Here is a 22,436-nt window from a genome sequence, read left to right as displayed (position 1 = left end):
CGGGCGTATGCTTTCACAAGTCCATGAAGGCCGTTACCAGAGTGTCAAAGACATATCTGATCTTGGGAATGTTGCGTAAATCCTCGTGGGTGACAATCCATGTGTCCATCCGATAAACGGTCTGGCTCGTCAGAATTTGTTTCAAGTCAGGGTATTTCCTGCCAATTGGCATTTGCATGATGCCAATCCCGAGACCTGCGACCGTTGCCGCGATTTGTGCCGGGTGGCTGTCTGTTCTGATGGCGGGACGGATGTCAAGGTCAAGGCCGATCCTTTTCGCCAGTTTCAGATCGCTTTGGTTACGGTCCGGCCCGATGATGGTGTGGGATTTGAGATCTGCCAATGTTTGCGGTTCGCCATGGCGGGCGATGTAACCGTGGCTGGCGAAATAGCAAAGGGGGATGGAGGCGACTTTGTGGGCGACCAGTGCATCCTGTTTTGGCGGTGTGGTTCTGACCGCAATATCGACTTCACGCTGGAGAAGATCTGCCGGGCGATTGCTCAATTCCAGCTCGATTTGCAGTGCCGGATGATCATCCCGTGCTCTCGCCAGCATGAAGGGAACGATTTCGGTTCCCATGGCTTCGGGCATGCTCAACCTGACAGTGCCTGCGATTTCGCCAACAGGTGCTGATGCTCGGCGGACAAATTCATCGGATGCCAACGCCATGGAATGGACCGACTGGAAAAGATCGCGGGCGTGATCTGTCGGAATCAGGCCGTTGATCGAGCGCGTAAAAAGCGTTGCGCCCACAGCCTCTTCCAATCTGGCAATACGGGTTCTGACCGTGGGTTGGGAAACGCCAAGCTTGCGCGCCGCTGCCGACAGGCTGCCTTCTTGAAGGACCGTCAGAAAACAGTGCTGGTCATCCCATGAAATCAGTTTGCTCATAAAATTTATTCTAGCAAATGAAGGTTTATTCGCAATTTATTTTCGATCCTTTCAGGCAGACAATCCAGTCAAACCATGAGGGGCGAAACAGCAATGCCCATGAGAGATCGGAACGGATAGGACAATGCGTACAAAGAAAAGCATATTGATTTTGGGTGCGACCGGTGGTGTCGGCGGGGCAGTTGCCAAGGCGCTGCTAGCAGATGGTTGGAAGGTGCGGGCCATGGTCCGCGATGTGCCAAAGGCTGGCAAGAGCGGCCTTGAGGGCGTGGACTGGGTCGCGGGTGACGCGCTTGTCAGGGATGACGTGATAGCGGCGGCAAAGGATGCGTCGGTGATTTTCCATGGTGTCAATCCTCCCGGATATCGCAACTGGGACAAGGTCGTGCTGCCCATGATCGATAATACGATTGCCGCGGCCAAAGCTGTGGGAGGGGCGAGGATTGTGCTGCCCGGTACGGTCTATAATTTTGATCCCGCAAAAACCCATCGTGTTGTGAGTGGTACAAGACAGGACGGTATTTGCCGAAAGGGAAGGATCCGGATCGCTCTTGAAAAGCGCCTCCGGGACGCGTCGGAAACTGTGCCTGTGTTGATCTTGAGGGCTGGGGACTTCTTCGGCCCAGAGGTCCGGTCAACATGGTTCGCGCAAGCGATGGTCAAACCCGGCCGCCCGGTCAGGAGGGTGACCCGATTGGCCGTGGATGTTGGTCACAGCTGGGCCTATATGCCGGATCTGGCAGAGACCTTTGCTCGACTGTTGGTGCGAGAGGAGGCTCTGCAATCCTTTGATGAGTTCGTTTTCGCGGGGCATTATGACCGCACCGGGATGGAGCTGATCGAAGGCATCGCGCGCGTTTCCGGGCATGATGTCAAGTTGAGGGCATTTCCGTGGTGGCTTATGCGGGTGTTGGCACCCCTTGTCGGTTTTGCGCGGGAAGTCGTTGAGATTGAGCCATACTGGAAAAACGAGTTGAAGCTGGAGAATGATCGCCTCGTCGCATTTCTCGGGTCAGAGCCGCATACAGAGCTGGATAGTGCGTTGAGGGAAACGCTTCTCTGGATGGGCAATCGTGATGACCGCCCCTTCTGAAGGGGCGGTTACAAGGCGTCTGTCAGTTGGCAGGAGACAGGCTTTCGGGAGCTTCGCCATTGCCCCTGGTGGTTTCGAGTTTGGCTTTGGCCTGTTTGGGGGCAAACATGACCAGATTGCCGGCCAGCGCGAGCGCCAGACCAAGGACCGAACTCCAATGCCATACATATCCTTCGAAAATGGTCGAGATGGCCAATGCTATGATCGGGAACAGGACCGTCAAATAGGCTGATTTGGCAGACCCGATCCGGGCGACCAGAATGAGATAGGTCGTAAAGGCAATGATCGAGCCAAAAATGGCAAGATAGAGCAGGGCACCGATATAGAGACCTTCTGTCGGCAGAATGATCGGAGTGCCTGTAATGGTGATCAGTCCCAGCAGAACAAGGGCTCCGTAGCCCATGCCCCACGCATTGGCCATGGTGGGAGAAATGCCAGCCTTGCTGTTGCGGCGCGAGACCATATTGCCCAGAGAGAAAAGCATGGTACCAAGCATCGCAAGTGCTACTCCTTGCAGTGTGCCTGAGCTGTCGGCGTCCAGAATGTCTCGTCCGAACAGCAGGATAAGGCCTGTCACACCAAGGCCACTGGCAATCAGAACCTGTTTGGTGATCCTGTCTCCATAGAAGATGCGGGCATTGATCGCATTAAATATCGTTGCCAATGAAAAGATGACCGATTCAAGCCCTGACGGGATGAATTCGACTGCAAAATAGAAACAGATGAAATTGAGGCTGAACAGGCACAAAGCCTGGGCAATCAGCCAGATCTGATGGTCTTTTCTGGGTACGCGCAGTCGTCTTGTCACCAACAGAATGGCCAGAAAGATGAGACTGGCAACGGCGAAACGATAGAATATGGAGACCAGTGCGGGGACGGGGCCTGTCTGCAACGCGATCGCATACCAGGTGGTACCCCATATCAGAACGGTGGAAATGAAAAGAAACGGAATCATCTGAAAGCCTTTCGCTTGAGAAGGCTGTTCTAGTGCAATCGTGCATTCGGCTTTTGCATAATCTTGCGGTGAAATAAAGCTTTCTTGCATTCTTCACTTTGATCAATGCCGAGGGGATGATAAATATGGCTTATCAACCAAACCGGCGAAAATGCGTGGACCCATGAAGCAAAAAGGCAATTCAGTTTACGGATTTCTGCAAGAGCATTCCACGGCGATAACCCATGGAAGCCTTGATCTGGGCTTTGGTCGGTCCTGCGCGATCTGGAGCAATTCGAATGACCATGTGCAATATGACAAGCTGGAAGGTCATGCTTTCAGTTTTTACGTGCGCGATGGGCAGGATGTCTGGCGCGTGGATCAAGCTCCGATCCATGGTTGGCCCGGCGCTTTTTCGATTTTCCCTCAAGGTCATAGCTCTGAATGGCGCATCGATGGTCCGCTGATTATGATGCATCTCTATCTGCCGGATGAAGAGTTGCGCCGCTGCTATAGCGAAATGATGGATCGTGACGGGAGCCTTCTGCAATTGGCAGACGTCACATATGCGGAGCCGGAAGGCCTGATAGCGCCATTCTCCAGGCTGTTCGAAGCCACATGCCAGCAGGATCAGCTGTTGGCGCAAGAGGTGATGTTTGATCTTGTCGCGGACATTCTTGCGCAAAAACGATTTCATGATCAAAGGGTCAAGCCGATCAAGGGTGGGCTTTCCCTTTCGGTTCAAAGAAAGGTGCAGGATTATATCGAAGCGCATCTCGGGGACGTGGTCAAACTTCGGGAGCTGGCCGAGATTGCCGGGCTCAGCGAGTTTCATCTTCAACGCAGTTTCAAGCAAAGCTGTGGGGTTTCTCCCTCTCGCTATCTGGCACACCGGCGTGTCGAGCGGGCAAAAGATATGATCCGGGCAGGCGAGCCGCTTGCGCAGGTGGCCGATGCCTGTGGTTTCAGCTCGCAGAGCCACTTTTCGCGCAGCTTCAAAACCGGAACCGGTGTGATGCCTGCTTCCTTTCGGGCCGCCATCAGCTGATGGCAGTTGAAGCGTTGGCGGATGTGGTTCCAGTGTTTGGCCATGCCGCAATGTCGTTAAGCTCGGGCCCAGGGCAGGCTTGGCAAGAGCGGTCATCGAGCGTCACAAATTTCGCGCGATGGGGCTGCTTTTCCCCGAATTGTCACATTCTTCCTTGCATTGTGCGATTGTTCCGCCTATAAGGCCCGTCGAATCCACATGCGGGATCAGGGTTGCAGCATGGAGACATGTGCTGTGATCCAACCGGTGCCCAATCTGGCCACTTCCCGCAGAGGTTAAACCGGTAAAGGAATTTATCACATGGCACTTCCTGAAGTATCCATGCGCTCACTGCTTGAAGCAGGCGTGCATTTTGGTCACCAGACCCACCGCTGGAACCCGAAAATGGGCAAATACATTTTCGGCGCCCGCAACAATATCCATATTCTCGACCTGTCCCAGACCGTTCCTCTTATGAACGATGCGCTGAAAGCGGTTTCCGATACCGTTGCTCGCGGCGGTCGCGTGCTGATCGTTGGCACCAAGCGTCAGGCTTCCGGTCCGGTTGCTGAAGCTGCCAAGGCTGCTGCTCAGTATTATGTCAACTCCCGCTGGCTCGGCGGAATGCTGACCAACTGGAAAACCATCACCCAGTCCATTCAGCGCCTGCGCAAGCTTGACGAACTGCTTGACGCAGAAGCACAGGGCTTCACCAAGAAAGAACGCCTGACCCTGACCCGTGAGCGCGACAAGCTGGAACGCGCTTTGGGTGGTATCAAGGATATGGGCGGTGTTCCAGACCTGATTTTCGTTATCGATACCAACAAGGAAGACATCGCTATTCATGAAGCACGTCGCCTTGGAATTCCTGTGGCTGCTGTTGTTGATACCAACTGCGATCCGGACAATATCGATTTCCCTGTTCCGGGCAATGATGATGCTGCGCGCGCCATTTCCCTTTATTGCGACCTGATCGTTGCTGCTGCCATTGACGGGATTTCCCGTTCTGCTGGCGAAGCCGGCGTTGATATTGGCGCATCTGAAGACGGTTTGCTTGAGCCTGCATTCGATGATGAAGATCTCGAAGAGGAAGGCGCTGAGGAAGCTGCTGCCGAAGCCGTTGTTGCTGAAGGTGAGCCTTCCGCTGAAGCCGAAGAAGCAAAAGACTAACTTCGGTCGAGATACATATTCCTGTCTTAAAAGCCTGTCAGCTTTGGGCCGGTGTATCTCATTTCGAAAAGATTCGGGGCGCATGCTCTGAAATTGAGAAGTTGGCCGTCCGGGTTTTGCGCGGGCGGCTTGTGGCTTGTTTGGAGATCGGGCTGTGTAAGCCTTGCCCCACCATCGTCACCCGGAAAGGTGCTGATGGTTGAAACATGACAAGCCTGATATGAGCCGAGCTGACGCATTCCTTTTGCACAATCTGCATGAAGTGTGTCTTCAATTTCTTGGCTTGAGATGATTCCATGGGGCTTGCCCCTTGCGATATTCAATTTGGCTTTCCGGGATGCATCGGAAAGTTTTTGGCTAGTTTAAATAAAGGACGTGAGGCTGCAATGGCGATTACGGCATCAATGGTAAAAGAGCTGCGCGAGACTTCTGGCGCTGGCATGATGGACTGCAAAAAGGCTCTGTCTGAAACCGACGGCGACATGGAAGCTGCAATCGATTGGTTGCGCACCAAGGGCCTGGCGAAGGCTGCGAAGAAATCCGGTCGTATTGCTGCTGAAGGCTTGATCGCGATTGCAGGCGAAGGCAACAAGGCCGCTCTGGCTGAACTGAATGCTGAAACAGACTTTGTTTCCCGTAACGATCAGTTCCAGACACTTGCTCGCAATGTTGCTTCTGTTGTTATCGAAGCAGGCGACAAACTGGAAGACATTCTGGCTGCCAAATATCCGGAAGGTGGAACCGTTGAAGAAACGATCACCAACGCGGTTGCAACCATCGGCGAAAACATGAACTTGCGTCGCGGTCAGGTGTTGAGTGTTGATAAGGGTGTTGTTGCCTCTTACATGCACAGCGCAACGGCACCTGGACTTGGTCGTCTTGGTGTGCTGGTTGCTCTGGAATCAGACGGTGATGCAGAGAAACTTGACGCACTTGGCAAGCAGATCGCAATGCATATCGCGGCTACCAATCCTTTGGCTGCAACCACCGAGGAAGTTGACCCGGCTGCTGTAGAGCGCGAAAAAGCTGTTTTCTCCGAACAGGCTCGTGAATCTGGCAAACCTGAAAACATCATTGAAAAAATGGTTGAAGGTCGTATGCGCAAATTCTTCGAGGAAGTTGTTCTGCTCAAACAGACCTTCGTTATCGATGGTGAAAACACTGTCGAACAGGCTATCAAGAATGCCGAGAAGGAAGTTGGCGCTCCGATCAAACTCATTTCTTTTGCCCGCTTCGCTCTGGGTGAAGGCATCGAGAAAAAGGAAGAGGATTTCGCTGCTGAAGTTGCTGCGGCATCTGGCAAATCCTGACTCATGTCACACATCATGCGACTTGGCATAGAATCGTGAAAAAAAAGGGGCGCTGGGGATGACGAACCAGCGCCCTTCGTGTATGGAGAAGCAGCTTTTCTTCCGGTCATTGTTTGTTTGCTGGATGTCGCGCTGTCTGGTTCCCTGCCAGTTCTGCGTCAGGCTGACTGCAAAGTGATTGACCCAATTCTGGTGGGGTAGCCGACATATGGGAAACCTGAAATATAAGCGTGTTTTGCTGAAGATCTCCGGCGAAGCATTGATGGGAGAGCAGTCTTTCGGAATCGATCAGAAAATGGTTGCGCGCGTAGCGGCCGAGATCGCCGAAGTCCGTGCTCTTGGTGCTGAGGTTTGCGTGGTTATTGGGGGCGGCAATATCTTCCGCGGCGTCTCCGTGGCGGCCAAGGGTGGTGATCGCGTGCGAGGCGATCACATGGGCATGCTGGCAACGGTCATGAACTGCCTTGCGATGACAAATGCCCTCGAAGACATCGATATCGATGCGGTTCCGATGTCTGCAATTGCCATGGACGAAATTTGTGAGCCATTTACCCAGCGCAATGCCAAGGCCTATCTTGAGGCTGGCAAGGTTGTGCTGTTTGCTGCGGGTACGGGCAATCCGTTTGTAACCACTGACTCCGGAGCCGCTTTGCGTGCCGCAGAAATGCAATGCGATGCGGTCTTGAAGGGAACCCAGGTCGATGGCGTCTACTCCGCCGACCCTCACAAGGATCCCGATGCAATCCGATATGAGAGTATTAGCTACAACGAAGTGCTAAAACAGGGACTCAAGGTTATGGATGCAGCCGCGATTTCCCTTGCTCAAGAGGCAAATATCCCGATAATTGTCTATTCAATGCATGAACCCAACGGACTCGTCGAGATTTTGCAGGGTCGTGGGCGTGCTACTGTGGTTTCGGGCTAACGTGTTTCTGGCTCCACGTTACAAAACGCGTTTTGACGCAACCACAGGATACGCTTTCACACGAGGGGTGTGATTGCGAATGTTCAAGGTGGGAGGATGATGTCATGTCGTGCCCGATCCGGGCCATGGCCGTGTCTTCCAGAATGAAAACCGAAACTATGTGAGGCTTAATCATGTCTTCCGAAGAACTGGATCTTGATGATCTTGAGCGCCGAATGAAAGGTGCTGTTGCCGTTCTCAAATCAGATCTTTCTGGCTTGAGGACCGGGCGCGCATCTGTCAACCTGCTCGACCCTATCACGGTCGAAGCATATGGCCAGTCCATGCCGATCAATCAGGTGGGTACTGTGTCCGTTCCGGAGCCTCGCATGTTGTCGATCCAGGTCTGGGACAAGGGCATGGTCGGAGCTGTTGAAAAAGCGATCCGCGAATCCAACATCGGCATCAACCCGGTGACAGATGGTCAATTGCTGCGTCTGCCCATTCCTGAGCTCAACGAAGAGCGTCGTCAGGAAATGGTCAAGATCGCTCATTCCTATTCGGAGAATGCCAAGGTAGCCGTGCGCCACGTGCGTCGTGACGGTATGGACATGTGCAAGAAGGCCGAAAAGGATGGCATGAGCGAGGACGATGTTCGCGTCTATAACGACGAAATTCAGGAAATGACCGACAAGTATGTAGCGCAGGTCGACAAAATGGTTGAGGCAAAAGAAGCCGAAATCATGCAGGTCTAGAGGCCGTTTGCCTCGGGTCAGGTGTTCTGCCTCGTGACGACATCTTGCCCGGGAACCTGGCATGTGAAGCGGCCAGGTTGTGAACAATCTGGCTGGAAAGCCTTTTAATTGCTTTTCGGCCACAATCTTGTTCGAGCTTCTTTGCTGATTTAGACAGCATGTCCGGTTTGGCAAACCGACCGACGCAACCAAAAGGACAGAATATATGGCTGGCCAAACGCGCTTAGCGGGCACTTTCGTTCCCGAAACCATGGTGATTCCTCGCCACTTGGCCGTTATCATGGATGGGAATGGCCGTTGGGCAAAGGCACGAAATCTGACCCGGACGCATGGTCACCGGCAAGGTGTCGTTGCGGTTCGTGAGATCGTTTCCAATGCGAGCCAGTTGGGGATCGAGTATCTTACCCTTTACGCCTTCAGTTCAGAAAACTGGTCTCGTCCAGCCAGCGAAGTGCGTGATCTCATGGGATTGCTGCGCTTGTTCATCAAAAGGGATTTGGCGACCCTTCACAAACAGAATGTGCGGGTTCTTGTCATCGGCAGCCGTTTGGGGCTTGCGGACGATATTTTGTCGCTGCTTGAAAAGGCCGAGGATTTGACATGCCAGAATACTGGCCTGACATTGATCATTGCCTTTAACTATGGTGCGCGTCAGGAAATAACGGATACGTTTCGCCAGTTGGCCAAAGAGGTCGAAGCCGGGCGTTTGAAGCCGGATGAAATCAGCGAGTCTCTCATTTCCCAGTCGCTCTATAGCGGAGGAATTCCGGACCCGGATGTCATCGTGCGTACCAGCGGCGAGCAGCGGCTGAGCAACTTTCTGCTCTGGCAGGCGGCCTATTCCGAATTTGTTTTCGTCGATTGTTACTGGCCCGAATTCGATATGCAGCAGTTGGAGTTGGTTCTGGTCGAATATGGTCGGCGCAACAGGCGTTTTGGCAGTGTCGAGAGAGAGGATGTCGAGCTGGAACAGAATGCAGTTGCTTCTGGAGGATAAGGCTGGTGATGGAATGGTCACGGCAATGTGTTTTTTGAACGGGAGAAGCTGTTCTGAATTTGTTTGATGCATCCGCGACACCTGCGGAGGAGAAGAATAACAACAAAAAGTCGCCATGGTCGGACCTGACGGTCCGAGTGATGTCGGGGGTCGTCCTTGCTGTGCTGGCCTTTGCCGTTACCTGGTGGGGAGGGATCGCGTTCGCACTCTTCTTCGGTGTTGTTGCGATTTTGGTTTTCTGGGAATGGGTCCGGATTGTTGGTGAACGAGCGCTTGGGACGCCCGCCATCATTGGCTATGGCTGCCTGTTGGGCTCGATGATAAGCCTCTGGTTTGGTGCCTGGCAGGCCGGACTGGTGTTGCCGGTGCTTGGAGCTGCGTTCCTGTCATTGGTGCGCTGTAGCTACCCTGCGGCGCGCTGGACAGCTCTGGGGATCCTCTATGCTTCCAGCTTCGGATTTGCGATTCTGGCCTTGCGACTCGATTCCGATTTCGGGTTTGCTGCGATCCTTGTGCTGTTTGCTCTTGTCTGGGGGACCGATGTCGCGGCCTATTTCACCGGGAAAATTGTCAAGGGACCGAAATTGTGGACGCGAGTCTCGCCCAAGAAAACATGGTCTGGGTCCATTGGTGGGCTCGTCCTTGGAACCGGGTTTGCCTTGCTCGTGGCTTTTCTTCTGAAGATCGAGCCTACCTTGAAGCTGGTTGTCATGCTGGGTGGGCTTTCTGTGCTTTCGCAATTGGGAGATCTTGCCGAGTCTCAGATCAAAAGGATATTCAAGGTAAAGGATTCGAGCAGTCTCATTCCGGGGCATGGTGGTGTCATGGATCGTGTTGACGGGCTGCTGTTTGCTGTTGTGGCTGCGTGCATGATCGGGCTTGCGAGTGGGTCGATCCATTCTGTTGCGACAGGTTTTCTGATCTGGTGATTTGGCGGGGGCTCAGTCTCTTCAGTCAATTTATTTCAAAAACGAATGAGCTAACGAAACGATGACCCAATTTCAAGAGAGTGCAGGGCTTGATCCGAAAAAGATATCCGTTTTGGGCGCCAGTGGTTCGGTTGGGGATTCGGCAATTGATATCGTTAGTGGCTCTCCTCAAAAATATCAAATTGAGGCGCTGACAGCGTATCGGAATGTTGAAAAGCTTGCAAAAGCAGCGATCAAGACCGGTGCGCGATTTGCCGTGGTTGCCGATGAGGCTTGCTATCAGGATCTCAAGGAAGCGCTTTCCGGCTCCGGAATCGAGGTTGGAGCGGGGTCTTCTGCCGTTGAAGAGGCCGCATCGCGTTCAGTCGATATCGTTGTCGGTGCGATTGTCGGAGCCGCAGGCATTCGGCCCACCATGGTTGCTCTTGAGGCTGGTAATCAGGTTGCACTTGCCAACAAGGAAGCTCTTGTCTGTGCCGGGGACCTGGTCATGGCGGCGGCGGCCAGGCTTGGCAAGCCAATTCTACCGGTGGATTCCGAGCATAGTGCTGTTTTTCAGGTTTATGAACGTGATAACCGGTCCGAGATTGACGAGATCATTCTGACAGCATCGGGTGGACCGTTCAGGACATGGGAAAAGGACGCAATTGCCGGGGCGACCGTTGAACAGGCGATGAAACATCCGAATTTCTCGATGGGCTCCAAAATCACGATTGATTCCGCTTCAATGATGAACAAGGGGCTTGAGTTGATCGAGGCGCATCACCTTTATGGCTTGGCTGCTGACCGGTTGACGGTGGTTGTTCACCCGCAACAGATCATCCATGGGCTCGTTTGTTATAGTGACGGGTCGATGCTTGCCCAGCTGGGGGCTCCGGACATGCGCATTCCTGTTGCCCATTGTTTGGCCTGGCCCGAAAGGGCCCCAGCAAAAACCGACCGGATTTCACTCACAGAGATTGCGCAATTTACCTTTGAGTTGCCGGACTATGACAAGTTCCCCTGCTTGCAGCTTGCAAAGGACGCGTTGAAGGCAGGTGGCAGTCTGCCCAATATCATGAATGCCGCCAACGAGATCGCTGTTGCCGCTTTTCTCAAGAAACGCGTCTCATTCGGCGGAATCGCAAGGGTTGTTGAGCAGACCATGGAAGCCTTTGTTCAAAAAGGGGAAAATTCCAGTGCGGCTGGCATCGAAGACGTTTTGTCGTTGGACAAGTCGGCACGAGAGGTGGCCGAACGATTGCTTCAGGATGGACTTTGAAGAACAATAGGGTCTTCCTTTTCAACAGACCGGGTCCTCTGTCCTTTCGTTGGGGGTTCTGTTAGCAGCATCAGGACAGACACACCTGTTTTTGATCCGGTTTGTGCGCGCCTGTCTGGGCACGTGATTGCAGAATAATTTCTATTTGGAGCTTTTGCCATGTCTGCCACTCCTGACAAGAAACTCATGCAGCTCGCTGCACGCCATTCCTACAAAGCGGATCCGAATGCCAATGAGAGCTGGGATGTCCTGCGCCAGAAGAATACCGAGGTGCGGCAAATGCTTGTCGGGCGCCATGCGGATGAAGTGATGATTGAGGACTCTGCTCTTGGCCGTCGCTTTGTGCCACGTTTCATGCGAGAGGGAACAAGGCGTATCATCCTGTTCATTCACGGCGGAGGATGGGTCAACTGCAATGTGATCACCCATAGCAGCATCATGACGGATCTGGCCGCAGTGACAGGATGTGAATTGGTGGCGCTCAGTTATCCGTTTGCGCCGGAAAACCCGCATCCGGCGGCACTTGATGCCGTTTGTGGGAAAATCAAGCAGATTGCACACTCGGAGGATTGCGAGATCGTGCTGGCAGGCGACAGTGCAGGGGCCAACCTTGCTCTTGCAGCAGCCTTGAGGCTCAGGGATGAGAAGGCTACTCTGCCGATTGTCGCCCTTTTGCTCTATTACGGTTGCTACAGGCGCAAATTCGATACGCGTTCCCATCTTGCCTATGGTGACGGGACAACCGGGCTTGCAACCGACTGGATGAGCAGTCTGTGGGGATTCTATTTGCCGGATGGAACCAACCCGACCTATGCAGAGCTATCGGACGCCGATTTCTCGGGTTTGCCTGCTGCTTACCTTTGTGAGGCCGAATGTGATTGTCTGGCCGATGACACCCGGTGGCTCGCGTCTCGACTGGTTGATGCGAATGTGTCCCACTATTACGATTTCTATCCTTCGGTGTTGCATGGCTTTCTGCATTTCAGCAAGGACTATGATCCAAGCTATCAGGCAATCAGGGCCGCAGGGCGTTTTCTCTCAATGTTTGATGACTGATCTTCCGCGCTTCATTTTATGCATTAGAGGATTGGATCAACGCATGTTTTGCCGTGCACTTTTCGTTTGGGGCATGGGCTGTCTTGTCAGGTTGATTTCTCCATAATTTCACCCTATTTAAGCCTTCTTTAGAGTCTGAAGGCTATTGTCGCGCCCGAACAACCTGGAGAATGACATGGATATTCTGAATAGCGCCTTTTCCGCAGGCTTCGGCTTGTTGAGCTATGTTATTCCTGCGCTGTTTGTCCTTATGATTGTGGTGTTCTTTCATGAACTTGGCCACTTCCTGGTCGGTCGCTGGTGTGGTGTGACGATCAAGACATTCTCCATTGGTTTCGGTTCCGAACTGTTTGGGTTTCATGACAAGCATGGCACGCGGTGGAAAATTTCCATGATTCCTCTGGGCGGTTATGTGAAATTTCTCGGGGACGAAAATGCCGCCAGTACTCCCGATTTCGATGCCTTGCAGCAAATGGATGAGGAAGAGAGCAAGGGTGCCTTGCAGAATAAACCGCTTTGGGCGCGTGCGGCGATTGTGGCGGCGGGGCCATTTGCCAATTTTCTCCTTTCTATTGTCATTTTTGCGATGATGTTGCTGCTTTATGGCAAACCGATTACGCCAGCTCGTATCGATAGCGTGGTGCCGGGAAGTGCTGCCGAGGAAGCCGGGTTCCAGGTGGGCGATGTCATGCTGTCCGTTGATGGGGCGAAGATTGAAACCTTCTCCGATGTTCAAAGCGTTGTTGCGCTAAGCTCCAATGAGACACTGGAAGTGGTTGTTGATCGTGGAGGGCAGGAAGTCACCCTGATGACCACGCCGCGTCGGACAGAAGTGACGGATCAGTTTGGCAACAAGCAGAAAATTGGCGTGCTGGGCATCCGTCACGAGGCAAAACCGGAAGATGTCGTGCGAAAACGCTTCGGACCCGTTGAGGCCATGTGGGGAGGCGTTGAGGAAACCTATTTCATCGTCAAGCACACCCTTGGCTATATCGCGCGGATCTTTGTCGGCAAGGAAGATGCGGATCAATTGGGTGGCCCAATTCGCGTTGCCCAGGTTTCCGGTCAGGTTGCAACGCTCGGAATCGTGGCGCTGGTCAATCTGTCGGCGATGCTGTCTGTCAGCATCGGGCTGATCAATCTGTTTCCGATTCCGATGCTTGATGGTGGGCATCTGGTTTTCTACGCGATCGAAGCTGTCCGTGGGCGTCCGCTGTCGGAGAAAAGTCAGGAACTGGGTTTTCGTATCGGAATGGCCCTTGTATTTTCGCTTATGATCTTTGCGACATTCAACGATATAACGCGAATTTTTCTGTCAAACTGATTTGCTAAAAATATGGGAACATGACTTTAGCCGACTGGAATTTATCAGAAATTTGTGGCTTATAGGCAACTGAGTGTGATGTTTGTGGGGCCAAAAGCTTATAAGGGGTTGATCCTTTCTGGATTCACGGTAAAACCTTTGTAGTCAAAGAGATTCCATTTCGTGGACAATTTGCGTCCAAAACGATCTGAAGATTTAACAAAAAGAGTGTTTGGGCTGATGAATAACTTAAAGACCATCGCTTGGGGAGCGGCACTGGCAACTGTGTTGAGTGCAGGGGTACCGCTGGGGCCAATAGATTTTTTATCAGCTAGTCCGGCATTCGCGCAAAGCGTAAGCCGCGTCGTTGTTAAGGGAAATGCCCGCGTTTCGGATGATACCATACGGTCTTATCTGACACTTAAGCCCGGTCAGCGCTCAAGCGCTTATGAAATTGATGAATCGCTCAAGGCCCTATATCAGACAGGCTTGTTCAAAGATGTCGATATTCGGATGAGCGGCTCTTCTCTGGTTGTTTCCGTGCAGGAAAACGCCGTGATCAACCGGATCGCCTTTGAAGGCAACAAGCGCATCAAGGATAAGGATCTCGATCTGGTTGTGACTTCGAAAAGTCGCGGTATTCTGAGCGAGAGCCGCATTCAGACTGATGTGCAGCGTATTCTTGAAGCTTATCGTCGCGCTGGTCGCTTTGGCGCGCGCGTCGAGCCCAAAATCATTGATCTTGGTCGCAATCGTGCCGATCTGGTTTTTGAAATCGTGGAAGGTGGCAAGACACCTGTTTCACGTGTTTCTGTTCTTGGGAACAATGCTTTCAGTGACGGTCGTCTGCGCAATGTTCTTAAAACCAAGGAAACCGGCTGGCTTAGCTGGTTGACGTCAAACGACGTTTATGACGCTGATCGCCTTGCTGCCGACGAAGAACGCCTGCGCAAATTCTATCTCAATCATGGTTACGCCGATTTCCGGATTGTTTCCTCCGTCGCTGATCTCGATCGCGAAAGAAATGTTTTCTTTGTGGCGATTACTGTCGATGAGGGTGAGCAATATCGTATCGGTGATGTCGAGATTGACAGTGCCGTGCCTGAAGTGGATGCCGAAGCTCTGCGCAGACAGGTGCATACCGATGGTGGCGATGTGTACAGCATGGATGCTGTTTCTAAGTCGCTCGAAGATATCACTATCGAGATCTCGAAATCAGGTTATGCCTTTGCTCGGGTGACACCTCGTGCTGATCGTGATTACGAAAACAAAATCATCAATCTGGTTTATCAGGTCGATGAAGGAACACGGGCCTATGTCGAGCGGATCAATATTCGCGGCAATACCCGTACCCGCGATTATGTTATCCGTCGTGAGTTCGATATGGCTGAGGGCGATGCCTTCAACCGGGTCATGCTGGATCGTGCGAAGCGTCGTCTTGATGCACTTGGGTTCTTTGAAAAAATCGACGTTACCACCGCGCCGGGCAGCAGTCCTGACCGTGTCGTGCTGAATGTCGATGTGAAGGAAAAAGGCACTGGCTCTGTTACCCTTGGTGGCGGTTACTCTACTAGCGATGGCTTCATTGCTGATATTGCAGTGACCGAAACCAACTTCATGGGTCGCGGTCAGTATCTGAAAGTGTCCGCTTCGGGTGGTTCGTCCTCCAAATCCTATGCGCTGTCCTTTACCGAGCCGTTTTTCCTCGGTCGTCGGATGTCGGCCGGATTTGATCTGTTCCACAGCAGCTATGATGACAACGATTATCGCGAGTATGATTACAAGCGTATCGGTGGAACCTTGCGCTTTGGCTTGCCTATCACCGAGGCTTTGTCGATTAACCCGTTCTACACGCTCGAACAGAAGCAGATCACCGACTATGAATATTACGGCATGTCCGGTGCGTCTCCTGCCATCGAGCAAGCCCAGGACGAAGGCAAGACACTCAAATCGTCCATCGGCTACTCGCTGGTCTATAACACGCTTGACAGCATGACGACGCCGACCAGTGGTATCTATGGCAAGTTCCAGCAGGAATTTGCTGGCCTTGGTGGCGATGTCAAATTCATCAAGTCCACGGTTGATGCGCGTTACTATCACGAGCTCTATGCCGCCTGGAACCTGGTGGGCATGTTGCGCTTCGGTGCTGGCCATATTCAGGGGCTTGGCGGGGAAGATGTTCGTCTTCTTGATGCCTTCAACCAGGGCGGTGATACGATCCGCGGCTTTGCTTCTTATGGTTTTGGTCCTCGCGATATCACGTCAGGGGAAGCGCTGGGCGGCAAGACTTACGTCAATGCTACCGCAGAGTTGCAGTTCCCGCTGCCATATCTTGATACTGTCGGGTTGAGTGGTGCGGTCTTTGCCGACGCTGGTACCCTGTTCGGTTCGGATGCCGCGAGTGGCACGTTCCATGATGAACATAGCATCCGCTCTTCGATCGGTGCCGGTGTAATCTGGGCCAGCCCGTTTGGTCGCCTGCGCCTCGATTATGGCTATGCCCTGACCAAAGAAGACTATGATGAAACGCAGGTTATCCGCTTCGGTGCTGCGTCCTCGTTCTAAGGCGAACTATAATATTGGCTAAAGCCGCTGCTCATATGGGCGGCGGCTTTTTTTTGAAAGCAACCATGACAGATCCTGCATTTTTCAAGAAAGTCGATGCCCTTTCACTCGCTCAAATCGTTGAGATTATCGGAGCAAATTTGCCCGATGGTGCAGACGGGTCCTTGATGATCGAGACCGTCGCGCCTATCGACAATGCCCATGAGGGGCAGATCACCTTTCTGGACAATCCCAAATATGTTCCCTTGCTGGAACAGACCAAGGCCAGCGCGGTCATTTGCGCCAAGCGCTATCTGGAACGTGTCCCCGAAGGCGTTGTCGCGCTCGAAGTCAAGAATCCCTATCAGGCGTTTTCTGATGCGAGTTCCGCTTTCTATCCAACGGCCAAGGTGCCGATGGCCTATTTCGAGACCGGAGCTGGAATTTCACAGGCTGCCCATGTCCATCCTGCTGCCAAAATTGAAGATGGTGTTTGCATCGAACCCGGAGCAAGCATTGGCGCCGGTGCGGAAATCGGTGCAGGCACGGTAATCGGCGCAAATGCTGTCGTCGGTCAAAATGTACGTATTGGTCGAAATTGCCATATCGGTGCCAATTGTGTTCTCCAGCACAGCCTGATTGGGGATCTGGTCATTCTTCATCCCGGTGTTTGCTGCGGTCAGGACGGCTTTGGCTTTTCTATGAGTGCAAGCGGGCATCAGAAAGTTCCGCAGATCGGTCGGGTGATCATCCAGGACAAGGTCGAGATTGGGGCCAATAGTACTGTTGACCGGGGAGCCAACCGCGATACCGTGATCGGAGAGGGCACAAAAATCGACAACCAGGTCCAGATCGGTCACAATGTGGAAGTTGGTCGCCATTGTGTTCTCGTCTCTCAGGTCGGGATTTCCGGTTCTTCGAAACTCGAAGATTTTGTTGCAATTGGAGGTCAGACCGGTGTGGCGGGACATATTACCATTGGAATGGGCGCGCAAATTGCGGCAGTCAGTGTCGTCAAGGATGACGTTCCTGCTGGCGCCCGCTATGGCGGGGTGCCTGCCAAGCCCGTAAAACAATGGTTTCGCGAGATGACAGCGCTTAGTCGCCTCGCTGAGAAGTCCAGCTGAATTGTGCGGTTGAAATACCGGGTACAAATCGGTATTTCTTTTCCAACTCAAATAAATTGCGGGCTTGCTGCCCATTGGACAAATCAGATGTCTCGACCGGGGGATTGGAGGCATTTGGGACGCTGTTGAAGGAACCAGACCATGAAAGACAAAAAGACCCTTGATAGTGCTGACATCATGCGCGTCTTGGAATTGTTGCCGCACCGTTATCCATTTCTCATGATCGACCGGATTATTGAGATGGATGGCGATGACAGTTGCATTGGTATCAAGAATGTTACGATCAATGAGCCGCACTTTCAGGGCCACTTTCCAAAACAGCCGGTGATGCCTGGCGTTCTCATCATTGAGGCAATGGCGCAGACCGCCGGTGCGCTTTGTGTGAATAGCCGCGATGACATGGATTGCCCCAGCCTTGTCTATTTCATGACGATTGAAAAAGCGAAATTCCGTAAACCGGTGGTTCCTGGTGATGTGGTGTATGTGCATGTTCAGAAGGTGAAGAACCGTTCAAATATCTGGAAATTTGCATGTGAGGCCAAGGTCGATGACGTTAAAGTTGCTGAAGCCGAAGTAAGTGCAATGCTGATCGGGGACCAATCTGCGAAATGACCAAAATTCACCCAACCGCCATTATCTCTGAAGGTGCTCGACTGGCCGATGATGTCGAGGTGGGACCATATTGCATTATCGGCTCCAATGTCGTGATTGGCGCAGGGGGTAAGCTGCATTCTCATGTGGTTATTGATGGGAACACGAGAATTGGCAAGAATGTCGAGATTTTCCCTTTTGCTGCGGTTGGCCTGATCCCTCAGGATTTGAAATTTGTGGGTGAAGATGTCGGGCTTGAGATCGGTGATCATGTCAATATTCGCGAATATGTGACCATCAATCCGGGGACTGAAGGCGGTGGAGGCCTCACCAAGGTGGGGGATCATTGCCACCTCATGGTCGGTGCGCATATTGCTCATGACTGCATCATCGGCGACCATGTTATTCTGGTCAATCATGCCACCATCGCAGGCCATTGCGAAATCGGAGATCATGCGATCATTGCCGGTCTGTCTGCGGTCATCCAGTTTGCCCGAGTCGGCGAACACGCCTTTGTCGGAGGTATGTCCGGCGTTGAGAATGATGTGATCCCCTTCGGCTCGGTGATCGGCAACAGGGCCCATCTTGGAGGTCTCAATCTTGTCGGTCTCAAACGGCGGGGCTTCAGCCGTGAAACCATTCACAATCTTCGTCATGCTTATCAGATGCTCTTTGCTGATGAAGGCACGATGATGGAACGGGTTGATCGTGTGGCGGAAGACTACGCCGCTGATGAAAATGTCATGAAAATCGTCGAGTTCATTCGCAAGGATACCAAGAAGTCCCTGTGTACACCTCGCAACAATAAGGATTGATCATGACTGACGCCGGGGATGGGCCAGTCGGCATCATTGCCGGTGGACGCGATCTTCCCTTTGAGGTCGCTGATGCTTTGCGCATGTCCGGGCGACCCTATTTTCTGTTTGGCGTTTCCGGCGAGGCTGATCAAAGGATCGAGCTGCATCCTCACATATGGCTCAAGTGGGGGGAAGTCGGGCAGCTTTTCAACACCATAGAACGACAGGGCATTCGTGATGTGCTGTTTATCGGGGCGATTACCTCTCGTCCCGATTACAAGACGACCCGGCTCGATTTTGGAGCGGTCAAGGCTCTTCCTGAAATCCTTCGAATTGTCGCATCCGGCGGGGATGAGGGCGTTTTGCAAGGCGTCGCCCAGTTTTTCGAACGCCGTGGACTGCGGCTTACATCCGTGGCAGAGGTGGCACCTTCGCTCGTGGTGGGCAATGATCTGCGATTGGGGGACGCAAAAGCGCAAACCTGTGAGCTTGATATTGCTTTGGCGGCAAGAGCTGCCAATGCCATCGGTGCGATTGATGCCGGGCAGGGGGTCGTGGTTGCAGCCGGGCGCATTCTGGCGATGGAAGGTCCTGAAGGGACCGACCAGATGCTTGAGCGCGTTTGCCGGATTCGTGAAGACAAGCGGGCCAGATGGGCTTTTGGAAAAGAGGGCGTTCTGCTCAAACGCGCCAGGCCCGGACAGGATTTGCGCTTCGATATGCCGACGATCGGCCCTGTCACGATTGAATATGCAAAAAGAGCCGGGTTGGCGGGAATTGTCTGCTCCGAAGGTGAGGTTCTGTGTGCAAGTCGCAGTCGGTGTCTGGAGTTGGCAAGGGATGTCGGGCTGTTTCTTCAGTCCCGCAATCTGAATGACACCTCCCTGTGATCTAAGGAATGCAGCAAGGGACGATCTCCGATTGATCAAGCTGTCTGCTCGTTGATACCGTTTGACGACCCGACCAAGGAAGGGGGCATCGCATGGAGCAAAAAGACGCTCTTATCTACATTGTGATTGGCGAGGAGTCGGGCGACCAGCTTGGGGCTCGGGCGGTGAAAGCCATCAAGGTGGCAACCAATGGACATGTTCGGTTTGCAGGGCTCGCTGGTGAACGCATGCAAGCGGAAGGATTGACGACACTGTTTCCCTTGTCCGAGATTGCCGTGATGGGGCTCGTCAATATCATAAAGCAGTATCCATCGCTCTATCGACGCGGGATGGACGTTGTCGAGGATGTCTTTCGTGTCGATCCCGATCTGCTGTTCATCATTGATAGTCCGGAATTTACTCATGCAGTTGCCAAGCGTGTTCGCAAGAAGAAACCCGATCTGCCGATTGTCAATTATGTATCGCCAAGCGTTTGGGCATGGCGGCCGGGACGTGCCAAGAAAATGGCGCGTTATGTTGATCATGTTCTGGCGCTTTTGCCTTTTGAGGTGCAAGTCCACAAGGAACTGTCTGGCCCCACATGCAGCTATGTCGGTCATCCCCTGATCGAGCGGCTTGATGTGTTGCGTCCAGCGCCCGAGGAACGAGGCGGGCTTGACGCTCCTGTTTTGTTGGTTCTGCCGGGTTCACGCCGTAGCGAAGTCAGCCGTCTCATGGCCGAGTTTGGCGCGGTGGTTGAGCAAGCAAGGTCTCGTTATCCAAACCTGCGGGTGATCTTGCCAGCGGTTTCCCATTTACGGGGCCTCATTGATACGGCGCTAGAGGGTTGGTCGGTGAAACCCGAAATCGTGGAAGGCGAGCAAGCCAAGTTCGCGGCATTTCGTCAGGCCCATGCAGCGCTGGCAGCGTCAGGAACGGTGACGCTTGAACTGGGACTCTCGGGAATTCCGATGGTGGTTGCCTATAAAGTCGACTGGTTGATGGGCCGGTTTAAGTGGCTCATGACGGCGCCTTCCTTCGTGCTCACAAATCTGGTGCTGGGGTCCAGCGCGATTCCGGAGTTTCTTGACGATGAAGCGAATTCCGAGACGCTGTCCGCTCATTTGCTTCCGTTGCTTGAGGCATCTCCAGAAAGAGAGGCGCAAGAAGCTGCTTTGGCACTGCTCGACAAGAAAATGACGTTGCCGGATACAACTCCAAGTGAGAGGGTTGCAAGTATTCTGCTGCAATATCTGCCAAAGGCAGATTGAGTGGCTTAAGGTTTCTGGCTGCTTGTGAAATGAAAAAGGCTCCCAAGAGGGAGCCTTTCGCATATGTGCTGTTGGGGGGGGAATGCCCTCTGAGAGAGCATATTCCCTATCAGCGATTTTTGATGTCGACATAGTCGCGAAGCGGAGCACCGGAGAAGAGCTGACGCGGGCGACCGATGCGCTGGGATGGATCCTCGACCATTTCTTTCCACTGAGCAATCCAGCCGACGCTACGCGCAAGAGCGAACAGAACAGTGAACATTTCTGCCGGGAAGCCAAGCGCACGCAAGGTGATACCGGAGTAGAAGTCGATATTTGGATACAGCTTCTTCTCGATGAAATACTCATCGTTAAGAGCAATTTTTTCGAGTTCCAGAGCGACCTCAAGGGTCGGATCATTCTCGATTCCCAGTTCATGCAGAACTTCGTGACAGGTTTGCTGCATGATTTTGGCGCGTGGATCATAGTTTTTGTAAACGCGGTGACCGAAGCCCATGAGACGGAACGGATCATTCTTGTCCTTGGCTTTGGCAACATACTCGGCAACGCGATCCGGGGTGCCGATTTCATACAGCATGTTGAGAGCAGCTTCGTTTGCACCACCATGAGCCGGGCCCCAAAGGCAGGCAATACCAGCCGCAATACAGCCGAACGGGTTGGCACCCGAAGAGCCGGCCAGGCGGACCGTCGAGGTGGAAGCATTCTGTTCGTGGTCGGCATGAAGGATGAAAATCCGGTCCATGGCGCGGGCCAGTACCGGGTTCACTTCATATGGTTCGGCCGGAACAGAGAAGCACATATGCAGGAAGTTGCCAGCATAGCTGAGGTCATTGCGTGGATACACAAATGGCTGACCGATGGAATATTTGTAGGCCATGGCAGCCATGGTTGGCATTTTCGCGATCATGCGCAGGGACGCGACCATGCGCTGATGCGGGTCGGCAATGTCGGTGGAGTCATGATAGAAGGCAGAGAGTGCGCCCACGATACCAACCATGACCGCCATCGGGTGGGAGTCACGGCGGTAGCCGGTGTAGAACTTGCTCATCTGTTCATGGACCATCGTGTGACGGGTCACACGGGTATCGAAGTCTTTCTTTTCCTCTGCGGTTGGAAGGTGGCCGTAGAGAAGAAGGTAACAGGTTTCAAGGAAATCGCCATGCTCGGCCAATTGATCAATTGGATAGCCACGATAGAGCAGGGTGCCTACGTCGCCATCGATATAGGTGATTTCTGATTCACAGGATGCGGTCGAAGTGAAGCCCGGATCGTAGGTGAACATACCGGTTTCTTTATAAAGGGTACCGATGTCGATGACATCAGGCCCGATTGTTCCCGATCGAATTGGAAACTCCCAAGTCTGGTCACCAACAGTCAACTTCGCTTTTTTGTCACTCATTCGGCTACTCCCAAAATATGTAAACAATTATGTGTCGCACTTCGGTGCATTGGCAAGCATATTTGGTTGCTACTTGCCCTGCCTGGCGACGAAGGAATTGTTTGTTCGGTATCTGATTTTTCTCTGTATCGCAAGCCGTCTTAGGGCTGAATGTGTCTTGAGAATGGCTAAAAACTTATATTTTTCAGCATCTTATCCTACAAAAGT

General features: G+C 53.0%; 20 protein-coding genes. 17 read left to right on the top strand and 3 right to left on the bottom strand.

Annotated features, from left to right (window positions below; all coding sequences use genetic code 11):
- Positions 1–13: 13 nt before the first annotated feature.
- On the bottom strand, positions 14–892 hold the full coding sequence (locus ACHZB8_RS19075) for a LysR family transcriptional regulator (RefSeq protein WP_316862654.1): 879 nt from the start codon (positions 890–892) through the stop codon (positions 14–16).
- A 124-nt stretch (positions 893–1,016) separates the two neighbouring features.
- Between ACHZB8_RS19075 and ACHZB8_RS19070 the strand changes: the two genes are divergently transcribed.
- Positions 1,017–1,985 (top strand): NAD(P)H-binding protein, encoded by a 969-nt coding sequence (locus tag ACHZB8_RS19070; protein WP_316862653.1) that lies wholly within the window; start codon positions 1,017–1,019, stop codon positions 1,983–1,985.
- A 22-nt stretch (positions 1,986–2,007) separates the two neighbouring features.
- On the opposite strand, the gene ACHZB8_RS19065 is transcribed toward ACHZB8_RS19070, so the two are convergent.
- On the bottom strand, positions 2,008–2,940 hold the full coding sequence (locus ACHZB8_RS19065) for a DMT family transporter (protein ID WP_316862652.1): 933 nt from the start codon (positions 2,938–2,940) through the stop codon (positions 2,008–2,010).
- Between the two features lie 163 nt (positions 2,941–3,103).
- Between ACHZB8_RS19065 and ACHZB8_RS19060 the strand changes: the two genes are divergently transcribed.
- The 16 genes from ACHZB8_RS19060 (at position 3,104) to lpxB (ending at position 20,830) form a co-directional block, all read left to right on the top strand.
- A complete protein-coding gene (locus tag ACHZB8_RS19060) occupies positions 3,104–3,967 on the top strand; it encodes an AraC family transcriptional regulator (RefSeq protein ID WP_316862651.1) in 864 nt (287 codons plus the stop codon).
- Between the two features lie 300 nt (positions 3,968–4,267).
- Complete coding sequence (gene rpsB, locus ACHZB8_RS19055; RefSeq protein ID WP_316862650.1) at positions 4,268–5,116, top strand: 30S ribosomal protein S2; 849 nt, start codon at positions 4,268–4,270, stop codon at positions 5,114–5,116.
- A gap of 386 nt (positions 5,117–5,502) precedes the next feature.
- Positions 5,503–6,426 carry a translation elongation factor Ts gene (gene tsf / locus ACHZB8_RS19050; RefSeq protein ID WP_316862648.1) on the top strand — a complete coding sequence of 308 codons (924 nt, stop codon included), beginning with the start codon at positions 5,503–5,505 and terminating at the stop codon, positions 6,424–6,426.
- 208 nt (positions 6,427–6,634) lie between these two features.
- Positions 6,635–7,351, top strand: coding sequence for a UMP kinase (gene pyrH / locus ACHZB8_RS19045; RefSeq protein WP_316862646.1), 717 nt, complete (start codon positions 6,635–6,637; stop codon positions 7,349–7,351).
- A 173-nt stretch (positions 7,352–7,524) separates the two neighbouring features.
- Positions 7,525–8,085 carry a ribosome recycling factor gene (gene frr, locus ACHZB8_RS19040; RefSeq protein ID WP_316862645.1) on the top strand — a complete coding sequence of 187 codons (561 nt, stop codon included), beginning with the start codon at positions 7,525–7,527 and terminating at the stop codon, positions 8,083–8,085.
- A 250-nt stretch (positions 8,086–8,335) separates the two neighbouring features.
- Positions 8,336–9,082: an isoprenyl transferase gene (locus ACHZB8_RS19035; protein ID WP_316862799.1), complete on the top strand. Its 747-nt coding sequence runs from the start codon at positions 8,336–8,338 to the stop codon at positions 9,080–9,082.
- 59 nt (positions 9,083–9,141) lie between these two features.
- The gene (locus tag ACHZB8_RS19030; RefSeq protein WP_316862642.1) at positions 9,142–10,011 is read left to right on the top strand and encodes a phosphatidate cytidylyltransferase; all 870 of its coding nucleotides are present in this window, start codon (positions 9,142–9,144) and stop codon (positions 10,009–10,011) included.
- A gap of 61 nt (positions 10,012–10,072) precedes the next feature.
- Positions 10,073–11,272: a 1-deoxy-D-xylulose-5-phosphate reductoisomerase gene (gene dxr / locus ACHZB8_RS19025; protein ID WP_316862640.1), complete on the top strand. Its 1,200-nt coding sequence runs from the start codon at positions 10,073–10,075 to the stop codon at positions 11,270–11,272.
- 159 nt (positions 11,273–11,431) lie between these two features.
- Positions 11,432–12,328 carry an alpha/beta hydrolase gene (locus ACHZB8_RS19020; RefSeq protein ID WP_316862639.1) on the top strand — a complete coding sequence of 299 codons (897 nt, stop codon included), beginning with the start codon at positions 11,432–11,434 and terminating at the stop codon, positions 12,326–12,328.
- Positions 12,329–12,503: 175 nt separating this feature from the next.
- Complete coding sequence (rseP, locus tag ACHZB8_RS19015; protein WP_316862638.1) at positions 12,504–13,652, top strand: RIP metalloprotease RseP; 1,149 nt, start codon at positions 12,504–12,506, stop codon at positions 13,650–13,652.
- Between the two features lie 219 nt (positions 13,653–13,871).
- Positions 13,872–16,196 (top strand): outer membrane protein assembly factor BamA, encoded by a 2,325-nt coding sequence (bamA, locus tag ACHZB8_RS19010; protein ID WP_316862637.1) that lies wholly within the window; start codon positions 13,872–13,874, stop codon positions 16,194–16,196.
- Between the two features lie 65 nt (positions 16,197–16,261).
- Positions 16,262–17,302, top strand: a complete 1,041-nt coding sequence (gene lpxD, locus ACHZB8_RS19005; protein WP_316862635.1) for a UDP-3-O-(3-hydroxymyristoyl)glucosamine N-acyltransferase — start codon at positions 16,262–16,264, stop codon at positions 17,300–17,302.
- A 141-nt stretch (positions 17,303–17,443) separates the two neighbouring features.
- Positions 17,444–17,914, top strand: coding sequence for a 3-hydroxyacyl-ACP dehydratase FabZ (gene fabZ, locus ACHZB8_RS19000; RefSeq protein ID WP_316862633.1), 471 nt, complete (start codon positions 17,444–17,446; stop codon positions 17,912–17,914).
- Complete coding sequence (gene lpxA, locus ACHZB8_RS18995) at positions 17,911–18,708, top strand: acyl-ACP--UDP-N-acetylglucosamine O-acyltransferase (protein WP_316862631.1); 798 nt, start codon at positions 17,911–17,913, stop codon at positions 18,706–18,708. Before fabZ ends, lpxA begins: the two co-directional genes overlap by 4 nt.
- Before the next feature lie 2 nt (positions 18,709–18,710).
- Positions 18,711–19,580 carry a UDP-2,3-diacylglucosamine diphosphatase LpxI domain-containing protein gene (locus ACHZB8_RS18990; protein ID WP_316862630.1) on the top strand — a complete coding sequence of 290 codons (870 nt, stop codon included), beginning with the start codon at positions 18,711–18,713 and terminating at the stop codon, positions 19,578–19,580.
- 92 nt (positions 19,581–19,672) lie between these two features.
- The gene (gene lpxB / locus ACHZB8_RS18985) at positions 19,673–20,830 is read left to right on the top strand and encodes a lipid-A-disaccharide synthase (protein WP_316862629.1); all 1,158 of its coding nucleotides are present in this window, start codon (positions 19,673–19,675) and stop codon (positions 20,828–20,830) included.
- 109 nt (positions 20,831–20,939) lie between these two features.
- On the opposite strand, the gene gltA is transcribed toward lpxB, so the two are convergent.
- Positions 20,940–22,229 carry a citrate synthase gene (gene gltA / locus ACHZB8_RS18980; protein ID WP_316862628.1) on the bottom strand — a complete coding sequence of 430 codons (1,290 nt, stop codon included), beginning with the start codon at positions 22,227–22,229 and terminating at the stop codon, positions 20,940–20,942.
- Between the last annotated feature and the right edge of the window lie 207 nt (positions 22,230–22,436).

It is taken from the genome of uncultured Cohaesibacter sp. (genome assembly GCF_963556055.3).
GTDB lineage: Bacteria > Pseudomonadota > Alphaproteobacteria > Rhizobiales > Cohaesibacteraceae > Cohaesibacter.
The sequence above is the reverse complement of the archived record's forward strand: the minus strand, read 5'-3'. Positions and strand labels throughout refer to the sequence as shown.

Excerpts from the sequence above, each read along its gene's own strand:
- bamA (WP_316862637.1), top strand. The coding sequence starts at position 13,872 with ATGAATAACTTAAAGACCATCGCTTGGGGAGCGGCACTGGCAACTGTG.
- ACHZB8_RS19035 (WP_316862799.1), top strand. The coding sequence starts at position 8,336 with ATGGTGATTCCTCGCCACTTGGCCGTTATCATGGATGGGAATGGCCGT.
- lpxB (WP_316862629.1), top strand. The coding sequence starts at position 19,673 with ATGGAGCAAAAAGACGCTCTTATCTACATTGTGATTGGCGAGGAGTCG.
- ACHZB8_RS19020 (WP_316862639.1), top strand. The coding sequence starts at position 11,432 with ATGTCTGCCACTCCTGACAAGAAACTCATGCAGCTCGCTGCACGCCAT.
- rseP (WP_316862638.1), top strand. The coding sequence starts at position 12,504 with ATGGATATTCTGAATAGCGCCTTTTCCGCAGGCTTCGGCTTGTTGAGC.
- gltA (WP_316862628.1), bottom strand. The coding sequence starts at position 22,229 with ATGAGTGACAAAAAAGCGAAGTTGACTGTTGGTGACCAGACTTGGGAG.
- fabZ (WP_316862633.1), top strand. The coding sequence starts at position 17,444 with ATGAAAGACAAAAAGACCCTTGATAGTGCTGACATCATGCGCGTCTTG.
- ACHZB8_RS19065 (WP_316862652.1), bottom strand. The coding sequence starts at position 2,940 with ATGATTCCGTTTCTTTTCATTTCCACCGTTCTGATATGGGGTACCACC.
- pyrH (WP_316862646.1), top strand. The coding sequence starts at position 6,635 with ATGGGAAACCTGAAATATAAGCGTGTTTTGCTGAAGATCTCCGGCGAA.
- dxr (WP_316862640.1), top strand. The coding sequence starts at position 10,073 with ATGACCCAATTTCAAGAGAGTGCAGGGCTTGATCCGAAAAAGATATCC.
- ACHZB8_RS19060 (WP_316862651.1), top strand. The coding sequence starts at position 3,104 with ATGAAGCAAAAAGGCAATTCAGTTTACGGATTTCTGCAAGAGCATTCC.
- ACHZB8_RS19070 (WP_316862653.1), top strand. The coding sequence starts at position 1,017 with ATGCGTACAAAGAAAAGCATATTGATTTTGGGTGCGACCGGTGGTGTC.
- rpsB (WP_316862650.1), top strand. The coding sequence starts at position 4,268 with ATGGCACTTCCTGAAGTATCCATGCGCTCACTGCTTGAAGCAGGCGTG.
- ACHZB8_RS19075 (WP_316862654.1), bottom strand. The coding sequence starts at position 892 with ATGAGCAAACTGATTTCATGGGATGACCAGCACTGTTTTCTGACGGTC.
- ACHZB8_RS18990 (WP_316862630.1), top strand. The coding sequence starts at position 18,711 with ATGACTGACGCCGGGGATGGGCCAGTCGGCATCATTGCCGGTGGACGC.
- lpxA (WP_316862631.1), top strand. The coding sequence starts at position 17,911 with ATGACCAAAATTCACCCAACCGCCATTATCTCTGAAGGTGCTCGACTG.
- frr (WP_316862645.1), top strand. The coding sequence starts at position 7,525 with ATGTCTTCCGAAGAACTGGATCTTGATGATCTTGAGCGCCGAATGAAA.
- lpxD (WP_316862635.1), top strand. The coding sequence starts at position 16,262 with ATGACAGATCCTGCATTTTTCAAGAAAGTCGATGCCCTTTCACTCGCT.
- tsf (WP_316862648.1), top strand. The coding sequence starts at position 5,503 with ATGGCGATTACGGCATCAATGGTAAAAGAGCTGCGCGAGACTTCTGGC.